The 22,401-nt window shown below is 58.4% G+C and carries 25 protein-coding genes; 16 read left to right on the top strand and 9 right to left on the bottom strand.

Translation table 11 applies throughout. The annotated features are described in order from the left end of the window. Window positions 1–45: 45 nt before the first annotated feature. Window positions 46–1,134, top strand: coding sequence for a DUF58 domain-containing protein (locus tag ACZ5PA_RS01635; protein ID WP_464930557.1), 1,089 nt, complete (start codon window positions 46–48; stop codon window positions 1,132–1,134). 676 nt (window positions 1,135–1,810) lie between these two features. Here the strand turns inward: ACZ5PA_RS01635 and ACZ5PA_RS01630 are convergent. Further along, window positions 1,811–2,191 (bottom strand): hypothetical protein, encoded by a 381-nt coding sequence (locus tag ACZ5PA_RS01630; RefSeq protein WP_464930556.1) that lies wholly within the window; start codon window positions 2,189–2,191, stop codon window positions 1,811–1,813. Window positions 2,192–2,955: 764 nt separating this feature from the next. Here ACZ5PA_RS01630 and rfbC point away from each other — a divergent pair. The 4 genes from rfbC to ACZ5PA_RS01610 all read left to right on the top strand — a co-directional run bounded on the left by rfbC (window position 2,956) and on the right by ACZ5PA_RS01610 (window position 4,776). Next, the gene (gene rfbC / locus ACZ5PA_RS01625) at window positions 2,956–3,513 is read left to right on the top strand and encodes a dTDP-4-dehydrorhamnose 3,5-epimerase (RefSeq protein WP_464930555.1); all 558 of its coding nucleotides are present in this window, start codon (window positions 2,956–2,958) and stop codon (window positions 3,511–3,513) included. A 153-nt stretch (window positions 3,514–3,666) separates the two neighbouring features. Further along, window positions 3,667–3,873: a hypothetical protein gene (locus ACZ5PA_RS01620; RefSeq protein WP_464930554.1), complete on the top strand. Its 207-nt coding sequence runs from the start codon at window positions 3,667–3,669 to the stop codon at window positions 3,871–3,873. Between the two features lie 60 nt (window positions 3,874–3,933). Further along, window positions 3,934–4,122: a hypothetical protein gene (locus ACZ5PA_RS01615; RefSeq protein ID WP_464930553.1), complete on the top strand. Its 189-nt coding sequence runs from the start codon at window positions 3,934–3,936 to the stop codon at window positions 4,120–4,122. Window positions 4,123–4,149: 27 nt separating this feature from the next. Beyond that, window positions 4,150–4,776 (top strand): hypothetical protein, encoded by a 627-nt coding sequence (locus ACZ5PA_RS01610; protein WP_464930552.1) that lies wholly within the window; start codon window positions 4,150–4,152, stop codon window positions 4,774–4,776. 140 nt (window positions 4,777–4,916) lie between these two features. On the opposite strand, the gene ACZ5PA_RS01605 is transcribed toward ACZ5PA_RS01610, so the two are convergent. Next, complete coding sequence (locus ACZ5PA_RS01605) at window positions 4,917–5,918, bottom strand: glycosyltransferase (protein WP_464930551.1); 1,002 nt, start codon at window positions 5,916–5,918, stop codon at window positions 4,917–4,919. A gap of 271 nt (window positions 5,919–6,189) precedes the next feature. Next, window positions 6,190–7,269, bottom strand: a complete 1,080-nt coding sequence (locus ACZ5PA_RS01600) for a glycosyltransferase family protein (RefSeq protein WP_464930550.1) — start codon at window positions 7,267–7,269, stop codon at window positions 6,190–6,192. 757 nt (window positions 7,270–8,026) lie between these two features. Between ACZ5PA_RS01600 and ACZ5PA_RS01595 the strand changes: the two genes are divergently transcribed. The 7 genes from ACZ5PA_RS01595 to ACZ5PA_RS01565 all read left to right on the top strand — a co-directional run bounded on the left by ACZ5PA_RS01595 (window position 8,027) and on the right by ACZ5PA_RS01565 (window position 15,673). Next, on the top strand, window positions 8,027–9,226 hold the full coding sequence (locus tag ACZ5PA_RS01595; RefSeq protein WP_464930549.1) for a glycosyltransferase: 1,200 nt from the start codon (window positions 8,027–8,029) through the stop codon (window positions 9,224–9,226). 95 nt (window positions 9,227–9,321) lie between these two features. Further along, entirely contained in the window at window positions 9,322–11,196 is a 1,875-nt protein-coding gene (locus ACZ5PA_RS01590; protein WP_464930548.1) for an AMP-binding protein, read from the top strand. A 47-nt stretch (window positions 11,197–11,243) separates the two neighbouring features. Beyond that, a complete protein-coding gene (locus ACZ5PA_RS01585) occupies window positions 11,244–12,386 on the top strand; it encodes a thiolase domain-containing protein (protein ID WP_464930547.1) in 1,143 nt (380 codons plus the stop codon). Continuing rightward, on the top strand, window positions 12,383–13,570 hold the full coding sequence (locus ACZ5PA_RS01580) for a thiolase domain-containing protein (RefSeq protein WP_464930546.1): 1,188 nt from the start codon (window positions 12,383–12,385) through the stop codon (window positions 13,568–13,570). Before ACZ5PA_RS01585 ends, ACZ5PA_RS01580 begins: the two co-directional genes overlap by 4 nt. Then, window positions 13,567–14,100, top strand: coding sequence for a Zn-ribbon domain-containing OB-fold protein (locus ACZ5PA_RS01575; RefSeq protein ID WP_464930545.1), 534 nt, complete (start codon window positions 13,567–13,569; stop codon window positions 14,098–14,100). Before ACZ5PA_RS01580 ends, ACZ5PA_RS01575 begins: the two co-directional genes overlap by 4 nt. Then, window positions 14,097–14,528, top strand: coding sequence for a Zn-ribbon domain-containing OB-fold protein (locus tag ACZ5PA_RS01570; protein ID WP_464930544.1), 432 nt, complete (start codon window positions 14,097–14,099; stop codon window positions 14,526–14,528). The genes ACZ5PA_RS01575 and ACZ5PA_RS01570 overlap by 4 nt, the downstream gene beginning before the upstream one ends. Beyond that, a complete protein-coding gene (locus ACZ5PA_RS01565; protein ID WP_464930543.1) occupies window positions 14,525–15,673 on the top strand; it encodes an acyl-CoA dehydrogenase family protein in 1,149 nt (382 codons plus the stop codon). The genes ACZ5PA_RS01570 and ACZ5PA_RS01565 overlap by 4 nt, the downstream gene beginning before the upstream one ends. On the opposite strand, the gene ACZ5PA_RS01560 is transcribed toward ACZ5PA_RS01565, so the two are convergent. Further along, window positions 15,663–15,869: a hypothetical protein gene (locus tag ACZ5PA_RS01560; protein ID WP_464930542.1), complete on the bottom strand. Its 207-nt coding sequence runs from the start codon at window positions 15,867–15,869 to the stop codon at window positions 15,663–15,665. The genes ACZ5PA_RS01565 and ACZ5PA_RS01560 overlap by 11 nt on opposite strands. A 63-nt stretch (window positions 15,870–15,932) precedes the next feature. Here ACZ5PA_RS01560 and ACZ5PA_RS01555 point away from each other — a divergent pair, with 63 nt between their 5' ends. After that, window positions 15,933–16,910, top strand: coding sequence for a hypothetical protein (locus tag ACZ5PA_RS01555; RefSeq protein WP_464930541.1), 978 nt, complete (start codon window positions 15,933–15,935; stop codon window positions 16,908–16,910). Here the strand turns inward: ACZ5PA_RS01555 and ACZ5PA_RS01550 are convergent. Further along, complete coding sequence (locus tag ACZ5PA_RS01550) at window positions 16,873–17,268, bottom strand: putative metallopeptidase (protein WP_464930540.1); 396 nt, start codon at window positions 17,266–17,268, stop codon at window positions 16,873–16,875. The two genes, ACZ5PA_RS01555 and ACZ5PA_RS01550, sit on opposite strands and share 38 nt — an antisense overlap. Before the next feature lie 41 nt (window positions 17,269–17,309). Here ACZ5PA_RS01550 and ACZ5PA_RS01545 point away from each other — a divergent pair, with 41 nt between their 5' ends. From ACZ5PA_RS01545 to ACZ5PA_RS01535, 3 genes are read left to right on the top strand one after another with little or no spacing between them, the layout of a single operon-like run. Beyond that, window positions 17,310–19,172, top strand: a complete 1,863-nt coding sequence (locus ACZ5PA_RS01545) for a molybdopterin-dependent oxidoreductase (RefSeq protein WP_464930539.1) — start codon at window positions 17,310–17,312, stop codon at window positions 19,170–19,172. Between the two features lie 37 nt (window positions 19,173–19,209). After that, window positions 19,210–19,485 carry a 50S ribosomal protein L44e gene (locus ACZ5PA_RS01540; protein ID WP_464930538.1) on the top strand — a complete coding sequence of 92 codons (276 nt, stop codon included), beginning with the start codon at window positions 19,210–19,212 and terminating at the stop codon, window positions 19,483–19,485. Between the two features lies 1 nt (window position 19,486). Beyond that, on the top strand, window positions 19,487–19,690 hold the full coding sequence (locus ACZ5PA_RS01535) for a 30S ribosomal protein S27e (RefSeq protein WP_464930537.1): 204 nt from the start codon (window positions 19,487–19,489) through the stop codon (window positions 19,688–19,690). Here ACZ5PA_RS01535 and ACZ5PA_RS01530 read toward each other — a convergent pair. The 4 genes from ACZ5PA_RS01530 to ACZ5PA_RS01515 form a co-directional block, all read right to left on the bottom strand. Next, the gene (locus ACZ5PA_RS01530; RefSeq protein WP_464930536.1) at window positions 19,687–20,163 is read right to left on the bottom strand and encodes a DNA replication complex GINS family protein; all 477 of its coding nucleotides are present in this window, start codon (window positions 20,161–20,163) and stop codon (window positions 19,687–19,689) included. The genes ACZ5PA_RS01535 and ACZ5PA_RS01530 overlap by 4 nt on opposite strands. 20 nt (window positions 20,164–20,183) lie before the next feature. Further along, the gene (locus ACZ5PA_RS01525) at window positions 20,184–21,116 is read right to left on the bottom strand and encodes a DNA primase small subunit domain-containing protein (RefSeq protein ID WP_464930535.1); all 933 of its coding nucleotides are present in this window, start codon (window positions 21,114–21,116) and stop codon (window positions 20,184–20,186) included. A gap of 119 nt (window positions 21,117–21,235) precedes the next feature. Then, complete coding sequence (gene pcn / locus ACZ5PA_RS01520; protein ID WP_464930534.1) at window positions 21,236–21,988, bottom strand: proliferating cell nuclear antigen (pcna); 753 nt, start codon at window positions 21,986–21,988, stop codon at window positions 21,236–21,238. Between the two features lie 45 nt (window positions 21,989–22,033). Further along, on the bottom strand, window positions 22,034–22,363 hold the full coding sequence (locus ACZ5PA_RS01515) for a transcription factor S (protein WP_464930533.1): 330 nt from the start codon (window positions 22,361–22,363) through the stop codon (window positions 22,034–22,036). Between the last annotated feature and the right edge of the window lie 38 nt (window positions 22,364–22,401).

Genomic DNA, 22,401 nt, shown 5'->3' with positions numbered 1-22,401 from the left:
GGGGGGTTGCGGAACAACGTTTTATATGCCTAAATACTGCGAGTTGTGCGCCTCCTTCAGTGGCTAGGCGAGAAGAGCCACTTCTTTACCCTCGCCTACCCGGCGGCGTCGCCCATACTCATCTTCATACCTGTCGTAGCTATTTGGAAAAAGAGGCGGGAGGTTTCCGCCGCTTTGCACATAATGGCGTTGCCTCTACTGCCCTGGCCTTGGAACTACCTCCTCGCCCCCTACGCCACACTCTTCTTATTTACAATACCCACGTCGATGTACGGCCCCTACCTAGCCGCCGCCTATGTACTGGCGGGGTTGGTCTGGGGCCCTATGAACCCTTTGCTCATCCCCCTGGCTGTGGCGGGGGGCTGGTGGGCTTTTTGGAAGGCTAGGCACCTCGCCTCCCCAGTGGAGGTACGCGCAGAGCCGCCTACCCTTGTGGCTGGGGAGGTGGGGGTGTGGGTGGTGGAGGTGAGGGCGTGTTGTAAATTTCGTATTAGGCCGGGCCAGCTGTCTTTCGCCGAGGTGGAGGGGTACAAAGTCCTGAGTACTGAGGCTAGGGCGGCGTTTAAAATTGGGGGGGTCTACGCCCCAGAGGTTGAGGTAGAGCTGTTAGACCCCCTTGACGTGGTGCGCACCGTCGTCAAGGCCAGGCATCCGCCGGTGACTGTTGTGCCTAGGGCTAGGGCGGCACTGGAGCAACTGGCGGCGGGGCTGGAGCCGGCGGAGTACAAGGGGCTTAGGGAATACGTCCCGGGGGATAGGCCAAAGTTGATATATTGGAAGAAATCTACGGCCTTGGAGAGGCTAGTGGTAAAAGTCTTCTCCACTGTTGGTAGCTACGGCGCAGTTGTGTTAATCCCCTATGCGAGAGACGGCGAGGCGGCGGACAAGCTCGCGGCCGTCGCCATATACTCCACGCTGGCGGCGGGGGCTCCGCTGTATGTTTACGACTTTAAGACCTTGGCCAGGGTGGAGAAGGCAGAAGAAGTGCTGACGGCGGTGAGGGTAGTGGGCAACTTCTTAACACGTCCCTCTGAATGTTTCACAGAGCCGCGGGGCCTGCCCCCCGACGTGTTAATACTCGCCGACGAGCCATACGCCGCTTGTTTTAAAAATTTCCAAGTGGCGACGCCGTAACCCCGCCGCCGTCGAGTACGAAGAGGGGACACGAAGCGGCGGCAAAATGCCAGGGCGTTTAGAAGAGGCGGGTGTCCCTCGTAGGGGGATTTGGCGATGTTAACGCGCGGCGTGGACCTACGCGCCGCGGCTACTCTTGGGCTTGCAAAAGGCGGCGGCTGAATACGCCTTCCTAATGTAACCTCCGGGGCGGCGCACGGCGAGCTTAAGCACCTCCCCTCAGACGACGCCACGCACTGAAGGGGGCAGGCGGCGTTGTGAGGGCTTAAATACGCCGTGGTGTCTTTTAACATCTACGGCACGGGGCGGCCCATACGCGGGAGTGATATAAGCGGATAGAGAGAATGAGGCGGAGATAGCCGCCGCTAATACGCGGCGTTAGATGTGGAATTACGGGGGGCCTCCTCTGTGAACTACAGCCCACTTAGCTATGAAGCCGGGCTGTGTAGGAGGAGAGCCTCACCACGACGCCCCGCCCGGCGACATTATACACAGATATTGGTAAGCCGCAACTCGGCTGTGATCCGTCTCGCTCCTCTCGAGCCGTCGCACAGGGCGAGCTTAGCCGTAACCCTGGCGTCATGCGACTCGTCGCCTAGCTCCTTCCGGTAAAGCCGTAGACAGGGCAAGTGCGGAGAATTCACAAGCTCGAGACGTCTAACACCCGACGTTTTTGTTAGGCGCTGGTTCTACCTTTCACCGCCTCTATTATCGAGGCGTGTATGGCCAACATGGTCTTGTTCATCTCCACTAACAGCTTCTGGATCTCCAACATGGCCTTCTGGAGGTCGTCTATGCGGGCTTCGAGCGAGTCTATCCTCTTATTCGTCTCGTCTATCCTCTTGTTGAGGGAATCCGCCAACGCGTCAATCCTCTTATTGAGCGAGTCGGCTAGTGAGTCTATCCGCTTGTTCGTCTCGTCGATACGCCTATTTTGTTCTCGGAACATGGCTAGGGCGAGGACGACGAGGTCCTCGGTCCTCAACTTCTCGCCCTTTTCCAACTTCTTAACCACGTCGAGGGACTTGTCTAGGAGAGTCCCCAAAAACCCCTCCACGGACACAACAGTAGGGAGATTTAAGAACATGTCCACCATGCGCAGTAAGGGCTTTGTGTGGTAAATGGAGGGCTTAGAGCGGGCGCTTGTCCAGAGGCATAAGGCGTCGTCCCATCACGCGGCGCCGAGGCGTTGTAGATATGCTGGCGTCTTTAAGGTTGGGCTGCGGCGCGGAATCTCCTAATTGTGACGAGCCTATGCGCTCGTTTAGAACAACGCCTAGGCGAGTCTACGGGTCTAATAGGCCTTTGGCTCGTTGCGCGGCCGTCGATCTAGGCGTAGGGGCCGCGGCCGAGGCTCACGCGGTCTACCGACGGGGACAAGGGCTTTTACAAAGAGGGGGGCCCACCTGCATTTGTGCAGTAGCACGGCGTCTCTAAGTTGCGCGGGGGCCTCTAGGCGGACCGCTTTGAGGCCCTCCGCCCCTTTCGGCGCGGGCGGCTCTAGGCTGGACTTCGCCGGGCCGCGGGGGCTCTCGGCCGGGAGTCCCAGAGGCCTTCGCCTCCGCGTTGGCCGATAATCTAGTCGAGGGGGATATACGGCCTCTTCCACTTCGCCGAGGGCGGACCGCGATATCAACGGCGAGGAGGCCATGCGCAAGCGGCTGGTCGAGGCCGCCGCGTCGGCCGAGCGGAAGGCGGCAAGGCCCAAGGACTCGTCGTCCGCCGAAAGGGCGCGGCTTTTGGGGCCGATCGGAGGCGTTGGGCGAAATCGGAGGCCAAATCGCGGCGGGAAATCTTTTAAGCCCAGCGCGCGTTGCCCCTATGCCGTTCCCGAGCTTCAAAAGGCTTTCTATTCCCGATGTGGTCCTCGTGGAGTACCAGCGTTTTCCCGACCACAGAGGCTTCTTCGCGGAGCTCTGGAAACGCACCGACTTCTTGGCCAACGGGATCCCCTTCGACTTCGTGCAGCTCAGCGCATCCCGCTCTAGGCGCGGCGTCGTGAGGGGGCTCCACTACCAGCTCAGGCCGGCCGAGCAGGGGAAGCTGGTGACCGTGTTGAGGGGCCGCGTGTTGGACGTGGCGGTGGACCTACGTAGGGGCTCTCCCTGGTTCGGCAAATACGTGGCCGTGGAGCTCTCGGCCGAGGAGCCGCGGCTCCTCTGGGTGCCGCCCGGCTTCGCCCACGGCTTCCAAGCGCTCGAGGACGACACTCTTTTCCTCTACCTCATGACCAAGGAGTACAGCCCTCAACACGAGCGGTGCGTCAAGTGGGACGACCCCGACATCGGCATACCTTGGCCCATAAAGGAGGCCATCTTAAGCGAGAAGGACTCGAGGTGCCCGCCTCTTAAACAAGCCGAGACGAATTTCGAATATTAGCGGCAAGACGCCGCGCGGATGCGCCGATCGCTCGCCCGAGGGCGCTCGTTCTAGGCCCTCGGCCCCTGCCTGCTCCAAGGCCGCGGCCCTCCTCGTCCCTAATCCTCGGCCGTCCCTATCGCGGGCGGCGCGCCGCCGTCGCCAAACCCGAGCGTGCCCATAGCTCTCGCAACAGTCCTCTTGACCTACGCCGACTTGTCTGTGAGAGGCGTTGAGACGAGGAGGCGATATCTAAGCAAAACGGCCCACAGCTGTAGTTATTTGCCGAAATACAGGACGGCCCTTCTTGAGGTCGGCGTTGGGCCCGGGCGCGGCGCCAGGAATTCAAAACCGGACGAGCGGAACACGTCGTGGGTTTAGCCGAGGGGCCCTCGATAACGCGTAATTGAACTCTTTTAAACTCTAGGTTTCGCCCCCTCGATGGTCGTCTTGGCCACGTATTTGCCGTTCTATAGGATCCACGAGATAGCCGAGTATTTCGTGAAGAACGTGGAGGTCGTTAGGCCCAAGACCGCCGTGGTCTACGTCGATAATGTATACCGCGAGAGGCAAAAGGAGATCCTAGCCGAGGTCCTCCCCAACGGCGTGGAGGTCAAGGTGGGCTATTGACGTAATAGGAACAACACCTGGCTAGCCATGCTCAAGGATTTCCACTCCTTCTCCGACGACGTCATGGTCGTGGACAGCGACAACGTCGTGGAGCCCGTTTTGGCGGAGGTCCACGGCCTGTTGAGAGGCCGCGGCATATACACGATACTCGACAAGGAGGCTTGGGGCAGAAACCCGGGGCATTTCCTCGCCAGGAGTAGGAAAGCCGGCGATTTGAAGTTGAGCAACGCCGACTTGCCCTTGTACGAGTACAAGGTCTACGACGACTCTTTGGGCGGCATGTTCCGCGGCTCCGTGTTCTTCATAGGCCCTAAACAAGTGGTCTCCTTCTCGAGGCTCCCCGACGTCGAGTTGCTCGATAGAGTCGAGAGAGCGCTCGAAGGCGTGGATCCTTGGCTCAAGAACTACATAAGCGACGAGACCCTCCTCGGCGTCATAGCGCACTTGATGGGCTTCGAGTGGGTTCCTTGGACCATAGCCAGCCATCACCACCACCACGGCTCAACCCCCGGCAGAGCCACTAAGTTGTTGGTCGCCGCCGCCCATTACCAGTTCGGCAAGGGTTTGGTTAGGGAGTTCGGCGGTTGGGGGTTCAGGAGGTACGCCCTCAAGTACCTCTTGTCCTCTTTGAAGAACATCGGGAGCGTTTTCTAGAACTGACTCCCGTAGTGGTCGCGTCTTGGCCATTGCCGTTAGCTAGGCCGTAACGGTCGATTATATATCTGCGAGAAGGTGGGCACCCCCGCGCATCCTCCGCTCGTTAAGAGCCCCAGCCGTGCGCTTATCGATGAGCCTTACTCATGCGTCACGGCCTCGCATAATCCCCTAATGAACTCGTCGGCGCTAAATGCCCAAGCCCTCGACATGGCCTTTGCGGCGTACTCCTCGTAGCCGCCGTTTAGTAGGTATTCCACAGACTTTACCAATTCGTCCTCCGACGAGTACGCAACGCCGTATTTGCCGTATTCGATTATGTCATGCCACGGGGCCCCTGATCTGGGGACCACGGGGACTGCGCCTGCCGCCATGGCCTCCACAACGACGATGCCGAAGGGCTCCCGCTCTCTGAGGTGCAGGAACACCTTGGATCTGCCTAGGGCGCTGTAGGCCTCCTTTATCGACGGGTTCAGTACGAAGGCCACGTTGTGGTTAATTCCAAGATCGCTCGCGAGCTTCATCAAACTCCTCACATACGCAACGCCCACTTGGTCGCCCACCGAACCCATTATGTAGGTCTTGACCTTCAATCCGCGTTTCACTAATTCCTTGGTTACCCTTATTGCTTGTTCGGGGCCCTTGGCCCTCGACAGCCTGGCGAGGAAGACCAGCGCATCCTCCCTCTCGCTTGATCTGTGCTTGCTCACCAAGTCTACGTCTACCGGCGGGTAGAGGACCTTGGCCTTGACGCCCAATGTCTTCTCCGTTATGTACGCCGTGTACTTGCTATTGGCTAGTACAATGCGTGCGCGCCTTATTATGTCGTAGTCCGTGCCCAGGGCTAAGTAGGCGTGCATGAACATCCTGTACGGCTTGGCGAAGGGTATGGTGGGCCTCTCCCTCTCTATAGGCGCGTGCAGGTAGAATACCAGATTGCCCCTCGGCGGTGAGCGTTTGAAGAACGGCCCAACGAAGGGAGTGTCCACGTAAACCAAGTCGTAGCGTTTCACGAGGCTCAGGAACTTCGTCGCAGAGACCGTGGCGTTCACAAGATCGCAAGGCACGTTCCACCCTCTGCAACGTAACCTCGGGAATTTAATGACCTCGATATTGCTCAGCTGGACTCCGTGGTACTCCATCACCTCTCTGGGGTTTATTTTGTGGCTGTGGCCACGTGGACCTCGTACCCACACCTCTGGAGCGCGTTGATCGTAAATGGGTACATTCTCTAAATACCGCCAACGCCGCCCAAGGCCCAGTAAACGAGCGCCTTCATTGACGCGTTCACCATGGCATGGATATTAAAACTATATTAATATAAATTATCCGTTAATTAATTATAGTTATATATTGACCAGTATTAGCCATATGTTAGTAATCACGCATAAGCTACTACCATAATATTATACATTATTCAAAATTAAGAAATTTCTGTATTGTAGTAATTAAGATATTATTATATTCAATAGATTTATTATATACATATTCCGCATTCTCGATTCCATATTTAATTATCTCTTCTATACTCAAAGATTTTATTTTAGCCACAAGATCGTATTTATCGGTAAAAGTGAATTCGTGAGGGAGAGGCTCGCCGACGGCATTTATCATGTAATTGAATGGCACATTACCTGCTATAGCATAATCATATCTTTTAACGTTTGAGCCTGGCTGGTATTTCGCACGATTAAAATTAATTCCTATATGTCCGTTGGCAAGCGTATTCAGATATTCTTCACGTGAAGATATAGCCCCTAAGTCGTGGACTCCTGGAATTTTAGGCATATTTATACTATAAATTTCAATATTATCTAAATGTTTTAAAAGAAAATAAATAATATCTTTTACATTATTTATATTGAGCTTAACTAAGAATATTCTTAACTTATCAGATCGCTTATTTATTTTAAGTTTCATATCAGGATAATAAAGATTAGGATATGGTATTATTTTAGTATGATCATCAATTTTTTCAGAATATAAAATCTTATCGCGGACGCTCGCAGTTATAATAATTTTTGCATAATTATTTAAGTAATTATATATTAATTTATCATATAAAATTCTTCGTAAAATTTTAGTATATACATGATAGTATGGAAACTCCTCATGATAATCATGTAGGATCACTATGGATGGTTTCTTGATATTGCATTTAGCTAACATGATGACCGATCTTATATGATCGGCAATTACTACATCGCTATTAGTGATTATTTTTGATAATAAATCACAATTTATCCAATAAAATCTAAATTCCCTGAAAAACGATGAAGACCCTATTAGTTTCAACTTCTCAACTATTCTACCGTTTAAAGCGAAAAATTTGGATATTGATGAATCTACATCTTCTATAGTTATCTCGACCGTTTCAGCGGGCTTTAAGACTTCATATATTTTTCTAGTTAAATATATTCTTCTGGTATTGCCACCTGAATGTTCATTTATCGTTTTACGGTTGCGCCACGTAATAGCAGCAATGCGCCTCATCGGTGGCTGACGTTATATATGATTTAAAAGTTTTTCATGTAGTTAGCTCAAGAATTCGGCAATTGTATTACTGAGGGCCTAAGTGGCGGCCAATTGGCGCATCGGCTACGACGGCCCTTAATGGGCTCGGTTTTTGGGCCGATCCTCATGGACGCCTTTTAACCCCAGAGCCTATGTTGATTGGACGGCATCGACATCAACAAGTACGGCGTCAAGGTCCTTTTGCCCCTCATCATCAAGGTCCTTGGAGTGGGTTATCGAAGAGCTCGTGTTGAGGGATTTGCATAAAGTTAGTGCCGACCTCCTCTCCGCCGATAAGCTTACGTGCAAGCCCCTATTTGAGGTCCAGGCGCCGTGGGCTTGGGATAATCGAGTACATGCGCTTTCCGCTTGAGGTCGTTAGAGAGGAGTTAGGAAAATAATTGCGAGGATCTATTAGTGTTTTAAAAACCAACAACGTCTTCTAGACGTATCGATAGGGTATTGGGCGTAGGAGTCCACGGATCCCTCCGGCAAGGATCATCGCGGATACCCCTCGGCATTACGACACTCCGGCATCCCCGAGGCCGCCCTTCGTCGTGGCGATCCGGCGCTATCCGCACGGGGGCCGCCCCGAGCGAGGGGATACAAGATGTCCGGAAAAGACGTACGCCGCGGCCCCGCCGGATTTTACCTCGAGACCCCGCTCCCCCTTCCCCAGCGCACCGCTTCGCTGTTGTATAGTTTAATGCTTATATAGCGGTGAGCAAGGCGCGTTGTGTCCCTCGTGGCGCATCACTACTGGGGCTCGCCCGGCGGGGGACAACTTGTATGCGCCGCCGCCGCCCTCGCCCTAGACGAGGCCGGCCTGTCCCCCGCGTTGTCCGGCACTTTCAAGTTCGATCCCGGGAAGTACGTGGAGTGGTATGGCATAGATATCTCTAAATACCCCATCTACACCCTGCCCATAAGCGCCAAGGCCTTTGGACTCTGGTCGAGGCTATTAGTGTGGCTACCCGCCAAGAAGGCCATAGAGAGGCGCAACCCAACGCTCGTATTCACAGACGAAGTAGCCTACAAGCCCATCGCCAAGAAGAAAAGCTTCAAGCTAGTAGAGTATATACACTTCCCCTTCGAAGTCTTCATCGACCCCCGCTTCAAGGGGACTGGCCTCGCCTACGGCGAAGACCCCTACATCACTGCGAGGTACTCCCGCTTCCCCTTGAACGTCTATTGGGGGATCTACGTGAGGCTCCTCCCCAAAGTGGCCAGGGAGAACCCCTTCCACTACGCGGATTTGGTCTTGACGAACTCGAAATGGACGGCTAAAGTGGCCAAGGAGGTATACGGCGAAGAGCCAAAAGTGCTGAATCCCCCCATAGCCCCCAACGTGGAGGTGGTCAAAGAGCCCAAGCCCTTCGAGGAGAGGAGGCCCGCGGTGGTGATGTTGGGGAGGTTTTCACAAGAGAAGCGCTACCACTGGGTCGTGGCCGAGGTGGCGCCGAGGCTTGTAAAAGAGGTGCCCGAGGCGCGGATAGTGATATTCGGCGGGGCAGCCACGCCCACGCTGAGGGCCTATATGGAAGAGGTGAAGAGGCTTGCCGAGAAGGCCGGCGTGTCGCGTACAGTTGAGCTAAGGCCCAACGCCCCCCGCGTCGAGATAAACTCGGTCATGGACGACGCCAGGGCCTTCCTCCACGCCACTATAAACGAGCACTGGGGCATAGCGGTGGCCGAGGCCATGGCCCGTGGCCTCCCTGTCGTCGTGCACAAGAGCGGGGGCGCGTGGACGGACCTCGCGGAGGAGGGCGCCGCAGGGCTCGGGTATACGGACGCTGAGGAGGCCGTGGAGCAGTTGGCCAAGGCGTTGACCGACCCCTCCGCCTGGAGAGCCTACTCGGCGAAGTCCGTGGAGAAGGCGGCGGGCTTGAGCTACGCGTCCTACGCCGAAAAGCTCAAACGGCTCCTCGAGCTCTAAGCCGGGGAGGCGCCTCCCGCGAGCTTGAAGGCCGACGGCTATTGTTTTACATATAAAAATAGAAAAATTTTAATTTCAATAATTATTTTTTGAATATGTGGGTCCCTGAAAAACGCCATTTGGAGGAGTCCAACGTAGCCTTGTACATGTCCTCTAGGGGGTTGAACGCGTTGGACGACTTCATCAAATACACCTACGAGAGGCCCGAGGAGTTCTGGGGCGATTTCGTCGATTCCGTGTTGGGGATGAAATGGGCCAAGAAATACGAGAAAGTCCTCGACTTGTCCAAGGGGGTCCAATGGCCGAGGTGGTTCGTCGGCGGCAGGGTCAACATCGCAGATCAACTAGAGGACTCGCCCCAGCCCTTGGTCAAATGGGAGGGCGAGGACGGGTCCAAGGCCGTGTGGAGCTATTCGGAGGTCTTGTACAAGGCGAAGGCCGTGGCCTCGTGGCTGAGGAGGAACGGCCTAGGGAAAGGCGATAGGGTGGCCGTCTACATGCCTATGGTGCCAGAGGTAGTGCCGGTGATGCTCGGCGTGATTAGAGCCGGCGGGATCTTCGTCCCGTTGTTCAGCGGCTTCGGCAGGGAGGCCATAAGGGTGAGGTTGGAGGACAGCGAGGCGAAGTTCGTGTTCGCGTCGGATATCTCCTTCAGGAGGGGCAAGGAGGTGGAGATGTTGTCAGAGCTCGAGGCGGGCCTCGCCCCCTCCGTCAAGCAAGTGGTCTTGCACAAGCGAAGGAAGGAGGCCCGCGACTACGTGGACTTGGGCGAGGTGTTCCGCACGGGCGGCGACCACGTAGAGGACACGGAGGCGGAGGACCCCCTCATGATCATATACACCTCGGGCACCACCGGGAAGCCCAAGGGCACGGTCCACACACACGACGGATTTCCCATAAAGGCCGCTGCCGACGTCTACTTCCACTTCGACTTGAAGAAGGGGGAGACCCTCACGTGGGTGACGGACATGGGCTGGATGATGGGGCCTTGGATGGTGTTCTCGGCGTATTTGCTCAAGGCCTCCATGGCCTTCTTCGAGGGGGCTCCGGATTACCCCAAGGATAGAGTCTGGCGCTTCGTGGAGGAGTTCGGCGTGAGCGCGTTGGGCATGGCCGCTACTTTGACCAGACACCTCCGCTCCATCGGCGCGACGCCCGAGGGGAGGGCGCTGGACTCCTTGAAGGCCTTCGGCAACACCGGCGAGCCCATCGACCGCGAGAGCTGGCTCTGGCTCCACGGACTGGGGAGGGGGCGCATACCGATCATAAACTACTCCGGCGGCACCGAGATCTCGGGAGGCATACTGGGCTGCTACGTGGTGAGGCCCATCAAGCCCAGCTCCTTCAACGGCGCATCGCCGGGGATCAAGGCCGCCGTGTTCGCGGAGGACGGAAGGCCGGCGCCTCCCGGAGTCGAGGGGGAGCTCGTGGTGCTCTCGGTCTGGCCAGGCATGACGAGGGGCTTCTGGAGGGATCCCCAGCGCTATCTGGAGACCTATTGGAGCAAATGGCCGGGCGTCTGGGCGCACGGCGACGCCGCCGTGGTGGACGAGGAGGGCTATTTCTACATAGTGGGCCGCGCCGACGATACGATAAAAGTCGCCGGGAAGCGCCTGGGCCCGGCCGAAATAGAGACGGTCCTCAACTCCCATCCAGCCGTTGCGGAGTCGGCGTGCATCGGAGTGCCCCACGAGGTGAAGGGCGAGGTGCCCGTGTGTTTCGTGGTCTTGAGGCCTGGCTACGAGCCGAACGACGCGTTGAGGCGCGAGCTGATAGAGTTGACAGAGAGGGCCTTGGGGAAGGCGTTCGGCGCGGTCGAGGACGTGAAGTTCGTCAAAATGCTTCCGAAAACCCGCAACGCCAAGATCATGAGGAGGGTCATAAAGGCCGTCTACCTCGGCCGCAACCCCGGCGATCTCTCAGCCCTCGAGAACCCGGAGGCGATAGAGGAAATAAAGAGAGCCATTTAAATTTGATAGTAGACTCACTGTTAAAAATAGCTTGATCTTTCATTTCAATGAGGGTGGGCATAGCGGGCATGGGCTGGTTCGGCTTCCAGCCCGAAGTAGTCGACTACTCCTTCCGCGAGATGATGTTCAAGGCGGCGCAACGGGCGTACGAGGACGCGGGCGGCTTGGACCCGCGCAGAGACGTCGACGCGTTCGTGTCGTGCCAAGAGGACTTCTGGGAGGGCATCTCGATAGCGGACGAGTTCGCGCCGGATCCCATAGGCGGGGCCATGAAGTCCGTGTACACGGCATCGGGAGACGGCCTCCAGTGCGTGGGGCAGGCCTATATGATGATCAAATCGGGGCTATTCGACGTAGTCGTCGTCGAGTCCCACGCCAAGCCCTCTGACATAACGACTCTCGACGACATTATGTTCATGGCCACGGACCCCATATCGGTCAGGCCGCTCGGGCTCGAGAACGTCCACGCCTTGGCCGCGCTGGAGGCGCGGGCGTATATGTCCAAATACGGCGTGACTGAGGAGCACTTGGAGGCCGTCGTGGAGAAGGCGCATAGGGCCGGCGTTAGGAACCCCAGAGCCGTGTACGCCTCGCCGGGCAAGTCGAGGTCCGCCACTCCCGTGGTCGCGGACCCCTTGAGGGAGGCGGACATAGCGAAATTCGTAGACGCCGCTATCGTGGTGGTCTTGGCCTCGGAGAGGGTCATCAAGGACTACACGGACGCGCCCGTGTGGGTCGACGGCGCTTGGTGGTCCACCGAGATCTCGTCCCTGGAGCTACACGATTGGTCGTTCCCAGTCCACGCGAGGGAGGCGGCCGACGGCGCGTACGTCCAGGCCAAGATAGCCGACCCCGCCAAGGAGGTCGGATTCGCCGAGGTCGACAACCGCTACAGCTTCAAGGAGCTCCAACACATAGAGGCCTTGAGGCTGGCCCCCGTGGGCGCGGCCAAGGACTTGTTGGCCGACGGCGCCTTCTGCCCGGGCGGGAGGCTCCCCGTGAACTTAAGCGGCGGGGCCCTCGCCGAGGGCGTGCCGTTCGAGGTCCACGGGCTAGCCCGTTTGAGCTACGCGGCGGCCGTGATGAGGGGCGACGTGAAGGCCCAAGCGGATAGGAAGGACGTGGCGGTCGTGCACAGCTGGAGGGGGGTGCCCACGACGACGAGCGCCGTGGTGGTGTTGAGGATATGACGAGCCGCAACCTCAACTTCAAACACCGCGTGGCCGTCGTCGGGGCCGGGCTGACTTTGTTCAGGAGCAGATTACAGGAGACCCCGCAAGAGCTCGCTTGGCTCGCCGCTAAGCAAGCTCTGGACGAGGCCGGCCTCACGTTGAAGGACATAGACTGCGTCGTCATAGGCAGCGCTCCCGACGCGTTCGACGGAGTCCACATGAAGGGCGAATACTTGGCGGAAGGCGCCGGGGGCATCCGCAAGCCCGCGGTGAGGGTGTACGTGGGCGGCGCCACGGGCGTCTTCGTCCCCATAGCTGCGTGGTGGCACGTGGCCTCCGGCCTTTGTAAGAAAGTGCTCGCGGTGGCCGAGGAGAAGATGAGCCACGCAGCCAAGCCGCATCCGCAATACGTCTTCCGCTATATCTGGGACCCCATAGTCGAGAAGCCGTTGAACCCCAACCTCATCTGGATATTCGCCATGGAGATGCACCGTTATATGTACAAATGCGGCGTGAAGAAGGAGGACATCGCGTTGGTATCCGTCAAGAACAAACGCAACGCGTGCGGCCACCCCTCGGCCCAGCTCTGTATGCCCAACATAACCGTCGACGACGTGCTCAAGAGCGAGGTGTTGGTGTGGCCGGTCCAGCTCTACGACATATCCCCCACGAGCGACGGGGCGGCGGCCGTGGTCCTCGCCAGCGAGGAGGAGGCCAGGAGGATCACCGATACCCCGGTCTGGATCAAGGGCATAGGCTGGACCTTGGACACGACCCACTGGACCAACCGCGATTTGGCCTTCCCCGAGTACGTCCGCCGCGCCGCCGAGATGGCCTACCGCATGGCGGGCATAGACAACCCGCGGAAGCAGATAGACGTGGCCGAGCCCTACGACCCCTTCGACTACAAGGAGCTACACCACATGGAGGGGCTAGGCTTGGCCAGGAAATGCGAGGCCCCCGTGTTGACGAGGGAGGGCGTGACGCAGAGGGACGGAGATTTGCCCATCAACCCGTCCGGCGGCCTCTTGGGCGTGGGCAACCCCATCGCGGCGGCCGGGTTGATGAAAGTGGCCGAGATATTCTGGCAATTGAGAGGCGAGGCGGGTGCGAGGCAAGTGAAGAAGCCCGCGTACACGGGCTTGGCGCAGGCGTGGGGCGATTTAATGCAAGCAGGGACCGTCGTAGTGATGGGGATATGACCGGCAAGCCCGTCAACCCCAGAGGGACTAAGTACGAGCACGTCGACTTCCCGACGTTTGAGTTCCCCGTGGTGGACAAGGCGCGTTACAACTACACGACCGGCGAGGCCCTCGGCCGCTTCCTCGCGGGCCTTAAGGAGGGCAAGATCCTGGGCACTTACTGCGACAAGTGCGGGCGGGTCTTCGTGCCCCCGCGCATGTACTGCTCCTACTGCTTCAAGGAGGTCGACGGGTGGCTAGAGGTCAAGGACGAGGGCGTCGTGGTGACGGCCGTCATGAGCTACATATCGGCCACGAGGGCCCGTCTGGAAAGGCCCGTGGCCGTGGGCGTGATAAAGCTGGACGTGCCCGGCCGCTCCTTCGACGACCACTTCTTCCCCGGGCTGATGCACTACATATGCGGCGCAACCGAAAACGACGTGAAGTCCATGAAGGTGTTCGGGGCTAGGGTAAAGGCCAAGTGGAAGCCGCCGGAGCAGAGGACGGGCTCTATCACCGACATAGAGTGCTTCGAGGTGGTGGGGCCATGAGGCGCGTCAAGTACTTCCCGGAGGTGATGGAGATAGAGGCGTACGTCTACACGGCCGGCCCCATCGGCACTAAGTGGCTCGAGGCGTTGAGGGCCGGGAGGCTCACGGCGGCGTATTGTCCCAAATGCGGGCGCTTGTTCTTGCCCCCCAAGATGTACTGCCCCTTCGACTTCGAGGAGGTCAAGGAGCTCAGGGATATCGCGCCGGAAGGCGTCGTGGAGAGCTACACGGTGATAGAGAGGGATTTCTACGGCGAGCCGTTGAAGGAGAGGAGGATATTGGCGTTTATAAAATTCCCCGGCGTGGAGGGCGGGCTCCTGCACTACGTGAAGTCCGATAGGCCGAGGGTCGGTATGAGGGTGAGGCCCAAGTGGCGCGAGGAGAGGAAGGGGCTCGTGACCGATATCGAGTACTTCGAGGAGGCATGAGCCTTTTGACCCAAGAGCACGAGCTAGTGAGGAAGACTGCGAGGGAATTCGCCGAGAAGTACGTCGACCCCATCGCGCGCAAGATGGACAACGAGAACTACTACCCGCGCGAGGCCATAAGGGAGGCCGGGAAGCTGGGCCTCCTCGCGCCCACCGTGCCGGCCGATTACGGAGGAGGAGGCGGCGATTTGAGGTCGGCGGTTGTGGTGTTGGAGGAGTTGGGCAGAGTCAGCGGAGGGTTCAGCTTGTTGGTCGAGGCGTTGGGCATACTCTTCGCCGACGCCGTTAATAAACACGCGTCCAAGAGGCAGAAGGAGGAGGTCTTGCCGAGGGTCGCCTCCGGCGAGAGGATAGGCGCTTTTGCCTTATCTGAGCCTTGTTGCGGCTCGGACGCGGCGGCCATCCAGACTAAGGCCGAGCGGGTGGGGGGAGAGTGGGCCATCAACGGCCATAAGATGTGGATAACCAACGGCCGCTACGCCGATTATTACCTAGTGGCGGCTAGGACGGGCCCTAGAGAGGCCAGACATAGGGCGATAACGGTTTTCCTCCTGGAGAGGAGCAACTGCGTAGAGGCCTCGCCCATAGAGGTGATGGGCGTCAGGGGCACGGGCACCGCCGAGATTAAGTTCAACGACTGCAGGGCGGGCGACGACGACATAGTCGGCGAGGTGAACGGGGGCTGGAGGGTTATAGTGAACACCTTGAACGTGGGCAGGACCGCGATTTCTGGAGTCGCCATAGGCATAGCCAGAGGCGCGTTCGAGGAGGCTTTGAGGTGGGCGAGGAGTAGAGAGCTCTTCGATAAAAAGCTAATAGAGTTCCAGAACGCACAGTTCGAGCTCGCCGAGATGTACGCCTCTATCGAGACCGCCAGGACGTTGACGTACTACGCCGCGTATCTCTACGACATAAACTCGCCCGACTTCGTGATGATGACACACGTGGCCAAGCTCCAGGCCGCCCGTTTGGCGGTGGACGTGGCGAGGCGGGCCGTGCAGATGGAGGGAGGCTTCGGCTACAGCAAGGAGAGCAAGGCGGAGATGTTCTACCGCGACGCGAAGATCTTGGAAATAGGGGAGGGGACCAACGAGGTCATCAAATACGTCATATACAAGATGTTGGAGAGGGGGCTCAATCCGTAGTCTGGGCCACTATGTCCACCAGCTCCTTGGGGCACATCTCGGACAACATGGACTCCGCCTTCTTCCCGACGACCTCGGTGACGAGCCCGACCTTGTAGAGCTTCACGAGTTGGTACAACGTCCTGCACGCCATGGTCTTCTCCACGCCGTATTTATCGGCGGCGGCTTTCAATTTAGCGTCCGCTATGTAGTACACGACGATCCCGGCGCGGGGTCTTAAAAGCTCTCTCGTTGAATTATTTTATACCGTATATATCACGTGTCGTTGTGGTACAGAATAGGCAAGGGGCCCCAGAGGGAGTACTTCCTCGCCAACCTTGACTTGATAAGGACGTCGCAGATAGCCCTCGCGCTCTCCTTCGCCTTCTTCATGGCCGGCCTCGTTGCGCCGCGCTTCTCGATAGCGCTCCACGGCGAGTTGATGACGTTGGGGCTCGCGTCCTTCTACCTCTCGGTGATGTACCTCCAACACCCCGCCTTCACGAACGCCATGCCCAAGAGGCCTCTCAGCTACGTCTTACTAGCGCTCTTCCTCTTGGGCGCGGCGGGCTGGCTCTTGCGTCTGCCCCTCGCCTGGGCCCCCTTCTCCGCCCTCTACATAGCTCTATATATTCCCGGCTTCAAGGGCAAGAACGCCCCGCCCAACTTGGTGACCGTCGCCGGCCTCGTCGCGCTCGTCTTTGCCGAGTCCCCCTGGAGCGTCGTCATGTCGTTCCCGGCCGCCTCGGCCATGAGCTTGATGATGCGGGTCGACTCGGCCAAGAGGAGGTTGGGGATAGGAATAACGCCGACGGCCGCCTTCGCCGCCGCGTACTTGGCCCTCGTCCTCTCGCCTCTGCCTCAGCCCATCTCAACGGCGTTGGCGTTCGCAGCGTTCATCGCGCTCGTGAGGGGCTTCTACTTGGCCAAGGAGCCCTACGCCTGGGGCACCGCGGTGGGCAGGGCGCTCCCCCTCTTGGCCCCTCTAGGGCCGTCGGCGAATCACTTCCTCTACATGGGCATATCTGTGATAATGTTCAGCCTCTGCATCCCGTGGTTCCTCCCCTCGGTCTTCTTGAGGAAAGTGCCCCGGTGGCCTGAGCTACTGCCCTTGTTGCCCATAACCGCCAGCGCTCTTAGACTCACCGGCTACCCGCCGCTGGTCGCCGCATCGGCAATTCTGTTGATGGGAGGCGGCGTTTACGTAGCCGTAGCTATTCTCAGAGAAAAGGCCTTTCCCTTCGGTCCGCCTCCATGATCAAATCGCAGACTGCCTCGGCGTTTCTCGAAATTATCTCGTAGTCCCTCTTGAAGGAGGCGTTGTGGGGCCTCAAGGCCCCGCTCGCCGTGCGCGGTATATGGGCGAGCTCGTGGGCGAGCACCCTCGCCTTCTCCTTGCAGCTGAGCCGCCAGAAGGGCTTGAGGAGCTCCACGACGTACGCAGGGCCCACCCCAAGCGCCTCCTGCAACGGCGCTGGGAGGCCCCATATCCTGGCGTAGGCCCTCGACCGCGAGTTGGAGGCCACGACGTAAATGGGGACCTTCGACAAGTGGGGCAACGCAGACATGGACGCGAGCGCCCTTACGGCCTTCTCGTAATAGGCCAGCCTAGCCATGTCGTCTCCCGACGGCTATTAAATATAGGAAACGGGCATACGTGCGCTACGTCGCTTGTACCCGCGATTGCTATGATACGTGCATATTCCGGCCCGTCGTGTCGGGCGGCGAGCTAGTCGACTTGAGGCCGGCCGACGTCTTCCCCACGCTGGGCTTCACCTGCCCTAGAGGACGCGCCGACGTGAAGCGCCTCCGCTCGGCGAGGAGGATCAAGAGGCCTGCGTTGAGGAAGGAGAGCGGTTTGATCGAGATAAGCTGGGATAGGGCCATATCGGAGCTGGCCGAGAGGCTCAAACGAGCCGATCCGCGGAAGGTGATACACGTGGAGTACGACGGAAATCAAGGCCTCTTGACTTGGTATTACCCAGCCCGCCTCTTCAACGCGCTGGGCGCCGCCTCGACCGACTACTCCATATGCAGCTCCGAGGGCCACGCGGCGCTTAAGCTGCACTGGGGTAGGTCGTGGGGCATGTTGCCCGAGGAGTTGGCTGGCGCGCGGGCGGTTGTGTTCTGGGGCATAAACGCGGTCGTCAGCTTCATACACGGCTGGGCTTTGGCCAAAAAGGCCAGGGCGAGGACCGCCGCTGTCGACGTGGCGCCCACGGAGACCATCAAGGCCGTCGACTTGCCCGTGATCGTGAAGCCGGGCTCCGACGTGGTCCTCGCGCTCGGCGTGGCCAGAGAGTTGATCTCCAGAGGCCTTTACGATAAGCGCTTCGTCGAGGAGCGGACGTACGGCTTCGAGGAATTCGCCGCATACGTCGATAAGTTCACGCCAGAATACGTCGAGAGGGAGGCCGGCGTCGGCCGCGAAGTCCTATCGAGGTTGGTCGAGCTCTACGCCTCGGGCGCCAAGACGGTGATAGGCTTCTCCTTGGGCAGGACCTTGAACGGAGGCGACGCGGTCAGGGCCATATCCTTGATACACGCGCTCCTCGGAGATCCTCTGGGCTTCTTCTACTCAAACTCGGGGACTTGGGGGATCGACTTCGACTATTTGAGAGGCCTCCACGCCGGCAAGCCCTCCGAGGTCGTGCCCATGGGCCTAGTAGGCGCCAGAGCCCGCGAGTTCGAGGTCATGTACGTCTGGAACTCGAACCCCGTCATGACTTTGCCCCAAGGCGATAGGATCTGCCGGGCGGCCCAAAACGGCGATTTGTTCTTGGCAGTTCACGACATAGTGTTCAACGAGACGGCCGAGTGCGCCGATTTGATCCTCCCGGCCCCCGCGTACTTGGAGAAAGACGACGTGATCTACAGCTATTGGCACAACCTCTTGATATACAACAAGGCGGTGGCCCGGCCCCCCGGCGAGGCCAGGCCTGAGCATTGGGCGATCAGAGAAGTGGGGAAGGCAATGGGCTTGTCCGAGCATAGGCTCATCGCCGAGGATCCTTGGAGGGCCGTGGAGATCGCGTTGAGGCCCGCCGGCGTCGAGCTCTCCGAGCTCTTGAAGAGGGGCGTCGTGGCCTTGAGGCGCGGCGATCCTCTACGTTTCGACACGCCCACGGGCAAGCTGGAGTTCTACAGCCTCTCGGCCGAGCGGAGGGGCCTCAGCCCTCTGCCCAAATACGAGAGGGCGGAGGGCTTAGTCTTGACGTTCACGTCGGAGCCCTTGCACACAAACACGCAGTTCTTCGACGAGTACGGACTCCCTCCGCCCGTGGCCGAGGTCAACCCCGAGGACTTCGTCGGAGAGGTGGCGTGCTTAGAGGCCGGAGGCGCGTCGATTAGGATAAGGCTTACGCCTAATCCCCAAGTCCCGCGCGGCGTCGTGTTGATGAGGGGCATACCCAAGGACCTAGACGGCCGGCCCGTAAACTCGGTCGTAGACGCGACCCCGAACCCGTACGGGGGCACGCCGAGGATAAACACGAGCCCCGTGCGCCTTCGCCCTTGTTAGGGGAGCAATGTTTTTAACACCAGTTATAGGGCGGGCCATGCGCTTTCCCAAGAGGGTTAACGCCTATTGCCCGCGATGTGACGCGTACACGGAGCACTCCGTGTCGATATACCACCAAGGAAAAAGGCGGGAGTTAGCCGAAGGGCAGAGGAGGTATAATAGAAAGCTGAAGGGCTACGGCTCGTCGCCGAAGCCTAAGCAGAAGAGGTTCGCGAAGGTCAACAAGAAGATATCGTTGGTGTTGACGTGTACTAAATGCGGGTATAAACTACACAAGAGCTTGGGCAGAATGAAGAGGGTGGAGCTGGTCTGATATGCCGCCGCGGTACTCCAGGGTGTTGATTCCTCAGCCCCGGACGAAGTTCTTGAGGGTCAGATGCCCCGACTGCGGCAACGAGCAAGTGATATTCAGCCACGCGGCTATGGTCGTGAGGTGCTTGGTCTGCGGGAGGGTCCTGGCCCAGCCCACAGGGGGGAGCGCGCAGATATTCGGGAATATAATAAGAGTGTTGGATTAGAGGAGCTTGAACCTCTTCACGTAGCCTTTGGCCTCCAACTCCCTGGCGTCTTCCACGGGTATCTTGGCCAAATCGCCTTTGTTGAACGGCCCTATTTGTTTGAAGTCGGACGTGGATATCACGGGGAGGCGCTCTAGGAAGACCACTATCTCGTATCTGCCCGACGTCTTGGCGGGCATCTCGAGCACTCTCCTCAAGGCGCCCAACAACCTCTCCTCCTCGGCTGTCAAGTCGCGGGGTTCTCTGCCTTGGTACACCTCTGCCACTATCTTCCTCGTCCTGATCTCCATGATAGAGGCGAGGGCCCTCGCTAGCTGGATCCTCAACCCCTCCTCTAGGGCGGGAGGCAAAGCGGCTTTTTTCAACTCCTCGTTCAACTCCTCGGCCAGCTTGGTGTACGACGTCGTCGGCGGCTTTGCCAACAGCTTAGAGCTCAGCTCGGCCGAAAGCCAAGCGTAGATCTTGTTCAACACGTCGTCGTGGAACTCCTCCTTTATTTCTCTTCCCGTATATCGGCCTTGCCTTGTAGATATAGATATATAGCTATATAGAGCGGCAAGACCGCCTCCTTCCTCCCTATCCTCACGCCTAGGACCTCCTCGACGGGCTCCTTGAGCTCTACGAGGGCATGGCCCTTCTTGAACGCTATCGCCCTCTCCAGTATGCTCTCCGCGTCTTTGTCCAAGTCCGAGTACGTCAACGGAAGCGCTATGAACCCGCTTTTGTTGTTGAGGGACCCCGGCGCTCTTATGAGCCTGTGGACGTCCGCCGTGACCACCTCGTCGATCTTAACGGCGTAGCTCCCGTCGTCTAGCCCGCGCATTATCCTGGCCAAGCTCCCCACGGGCTCCTCGACGTAGAGCTTCACCAGCTTCCTGCCAAGGCGGACCTCGAACTTGGACAAGTCCAAGTTCTTGGCCGTTAGGAAGTCCACGAGCCTTCTGCGCTCGGCCGCGCCCAAGCTCCTCACCTCCTCCGAGCGCACGTGCACGTGGAACCCCCTATGGCCCGAGTAGACGGGCATCCCCTCTAGGCCCAGCTCGTTCCTCAAGGCCTCCAGCAGCTTCAAGGCCTCCTCTTTGGCGTCCTCGAGGCATTTCAAGTTCAACAGCTCCATGCCTCTACAATTCGGCGTATCCAGGTGATCTCCGTCTATGTCGAAGACCAAGTCGGCCCCTTGCCATCCCTTGGCGTCCATGTCCCTCTCGTCGGGCCTCTCGTAGAGCGCCGCGGAGTAGTAGAGGCCCAGCGGCGGTTGTTTGACCAAGAAGGACCTCAGCTCCTCCAAGGACTTGAACGACCTATGTCTAACCATGACGCCGTCTAGCGTCAAGAACCCGACCTCCCTCCTCTCTATTTCCGGTATATCGGGCTGCGCCTTTCTGTAATAGCTCCTGAACAACGCCTCCACGAGCCGCGAGGCCACTAAGCCACTGACACCGGGACTTAAAAGGTGGAGCCGCACGTCACGTATTCCCGCGCGCAGGGCCGCGATCTCGGCGAAGGCCTTCCCCGAGCTGAGCCTACATCGATAGGCGAAAGCTTCTACTCGACGCGAGGCGCGACGAAATACGTCAACCTCCCCCCAGCAGGTATGTCGAAAGTGAGGGATATGGGCTTGGCCGTCGCCAGCTCTATGGTCACTATATCGCTGACTTTAGAGGCCTTGCCCGATATGTCCACCAAGTACTCCAGGGAGAACGTGGCGCTAGCGGGCTCCTTCACGTCGAACTCATAGACGAGCTCTCCGCCTTTGTCGAGCTTGACTTCGACCTCGCCCTTGTCGCTGGACGCCCTTATGTAGAGGGCCTCCTCGTCTACGTCGAACTTAACGGAGTCGGCCACCGCGTCTGCGTCCTTGAGCGCTTGGCTCAACACATCGCTGGCCGTCTTGACCGTGGCCGTGTAGACCACCTTCGGGGTCGGGAGCTCCTCCGCGGCCGTCTCCAAGAGGGGCAAAGTAATCGACCGAGTCGACTTCCCGACGAGCTTGACCCTCAATTTCGATTCCTCTATCTCCAACGATATCTTATCGCCCTTTTTAAGGCGCCTCAACAACTTCTTGAAGTCCTTGAAGTTGATGCCCATTCTGATCTCCGACTCCAGCTCTGGGTATTCCTCGAACGCCTCCTTGGGTATGAAGAGGTCCACCATGGCCGTCCTCGACGGGTCGAGGGACCTCAACGCGAGCCCGTCTTGCCTGAAGACGAAGCCCGCCTCCTCGACCAAGACGGCTATCGAGTCGAGTATGTAGGACCACTCCTTAGCGTCTGTATAGGTCACTACGTACTTGGCCATGCACCCACTGAGGTCCTCGAATATAAGCTTTTGATCATAATACGATCAAGCGTATTCCCTCCAAGTATACCCGCACTTCGTGCAACGGTAGAACCTCGTGGGCGGCTCGTCGGCCGCCCTGGTCTGTTGCATCCACACGTACGCCTCGTCGTTGCCGCACTTGGGACACGTGGCCTTGGCCTTGGGCAACGCCTCGACCACGGCGTCGGCCACTAATATCTCGTTTTTCTTCTCGACCACCGACTTCGACTTATAGGCCGTCTTAACGGCTTCGTTTACGGGCTCCTCGTAGCCGCACTTGGGGCACCTAAGCACAGTCCGCCCTTCCTTCTTGACGGGCACCAGCAAGGAGCCGTCGCGGGGGCAGAATCGCATGGCCCCGCTACAGGAACTCGTTATAAAAGCCTTTTCGT

The sequence above is a fragment of the Thermoproteus thermophilus genome, assembly GCF_055392855.1.
The sequence above is the reverse complement of the archived record's forward strand: the minus strand, read 5'-3'. Positions and strand labels throughout refer to the sequence as shown.

What these genes read in the sequence shown, in the direction of transcription:
- ACZ5PA_RS01515 (WP_464930533.1), bottom strand. Translation starts at nt 22,363, where the DNA reads ATGCGATTCTGCCCCCGCGACGGCTCCTTGCTGGTGCCCGTCAAGAAG.
- ACZ5PA_RS01600 (WP_464930550.1), bottom strand. Translation starts at nt 7,269, where the DNA reads ATGAGGCGCATTGCTGCTATTACGTGGCGCAACCGTAAAACGATAAAT.
- ACZ5PA_RS01580 (WP_464930546.1), top strand. Translation starts at nt 12,383, where the DNA reads ATGACGAGCCGCAACCTCAACTTCAAACACCGCGTGGCCGTCGTCGGG.
- pcn (WP_464930534.1), bottom strand. Translation starts at nt 21,988, where the DNA reads ATGGCCAAGTACGTAGTGACCTATACAGACGCTAAGGAGTGGTCCTAC.
- ACZ5PA_RS01540 (WP_464930538.1), top strand. Translation starts at nt 19,210, where the DNA reads ATGCGCTTTCCCAAGAGGGTTAACGCCTATTGCCCGCGATGTGACGCG.
- ACZ5PA_RS01535 (WP_464930537.1), top strand. Translation starts at nt 19,487, where the DNA reads ATGCCGCCGCGGTACTCCAGGGTGTTGATTCCTCAGCCCCGGACGAAG.
- ACZ5PA_RS01575 (WP_464930545.1), top strand. Translation starts at nt 13,567, where the DNA reads ATGACCGGCAAGCCCGTCAACCCCAGAGGGACTAAGTACGAGCACGTC.
- rfbC (WP_464930555.1), top strand. Translation starts at nt 2,956, where the DNA reads ATGCCGTTCCCGAGCTTCAAAAGGCTTTCTATTCCCGATGTGGTCCTC.
- ACZ5PA_RS01610 (WP_464930552.1), top strand. Translation starts at nt 4,150, where the DNA reads ATGCTCAAGGATTTCCACTCCTTCTCCGACGACGTCATGGTCGTGGAC.
- ACZ5PA_RS01615 (WP_464930553.1), top strand. Translation starts at nt 3,934, where the DNA reads ATGGTCGTCTTGGCCACGTATTTGCCGTTCTATAGGATCCACGAGATA.
- ACZ5PA_RS01570 (WP_464930544.1), top strand. Translation starts at nt 14,097, where the DNA reads ATGAGGCGCGTCAAGTACTTCCCGGAGGTGATGGAGATAGAGGCGTAC.
- ACZ5PA_RS01590 (WP_464930548.1), top strand. Translation starts at nt 9,322, where the DNA reads ATGTGGGTCCCTGAAAAACGCCATTTGGAGGAGTCCAACGTAGCCTTG.
- ACZ5PA_RS01565 (WP_464930543.1), top strand. Translation starts at nt 14,525, where the DNA reads ATGAGCCTTTTGACCCAAGAGCACGAGCTAGTGAGGAAGACTGCGAGG.
- ACZ5PA_RS01550 (WP_464930540.1), bottom strand. Translation starts at nt 17,268, where the DNA reads ATGGCTAGGCTGGCCTATTACGAGAAGGCCGTAAGGGCGCTCGCGTCC.
- ACZ5PA_RS01585 (WP_464930547.1), top strand. Translation starts at nt 11,244, where the DNA reads ATGAGGGTGGGCATAGCGGGCATGGGCTGGTTCGGCTTCCAGCCCGAA.
- ACZ5PA_RS01605 (WP_464930551.1), bottom strand. Translation starts at nt 5,918, where the DNA reads ATGGAGTACCACGGAGTCCAGCTGAGCAATATCGAGGTCATTAAATTC.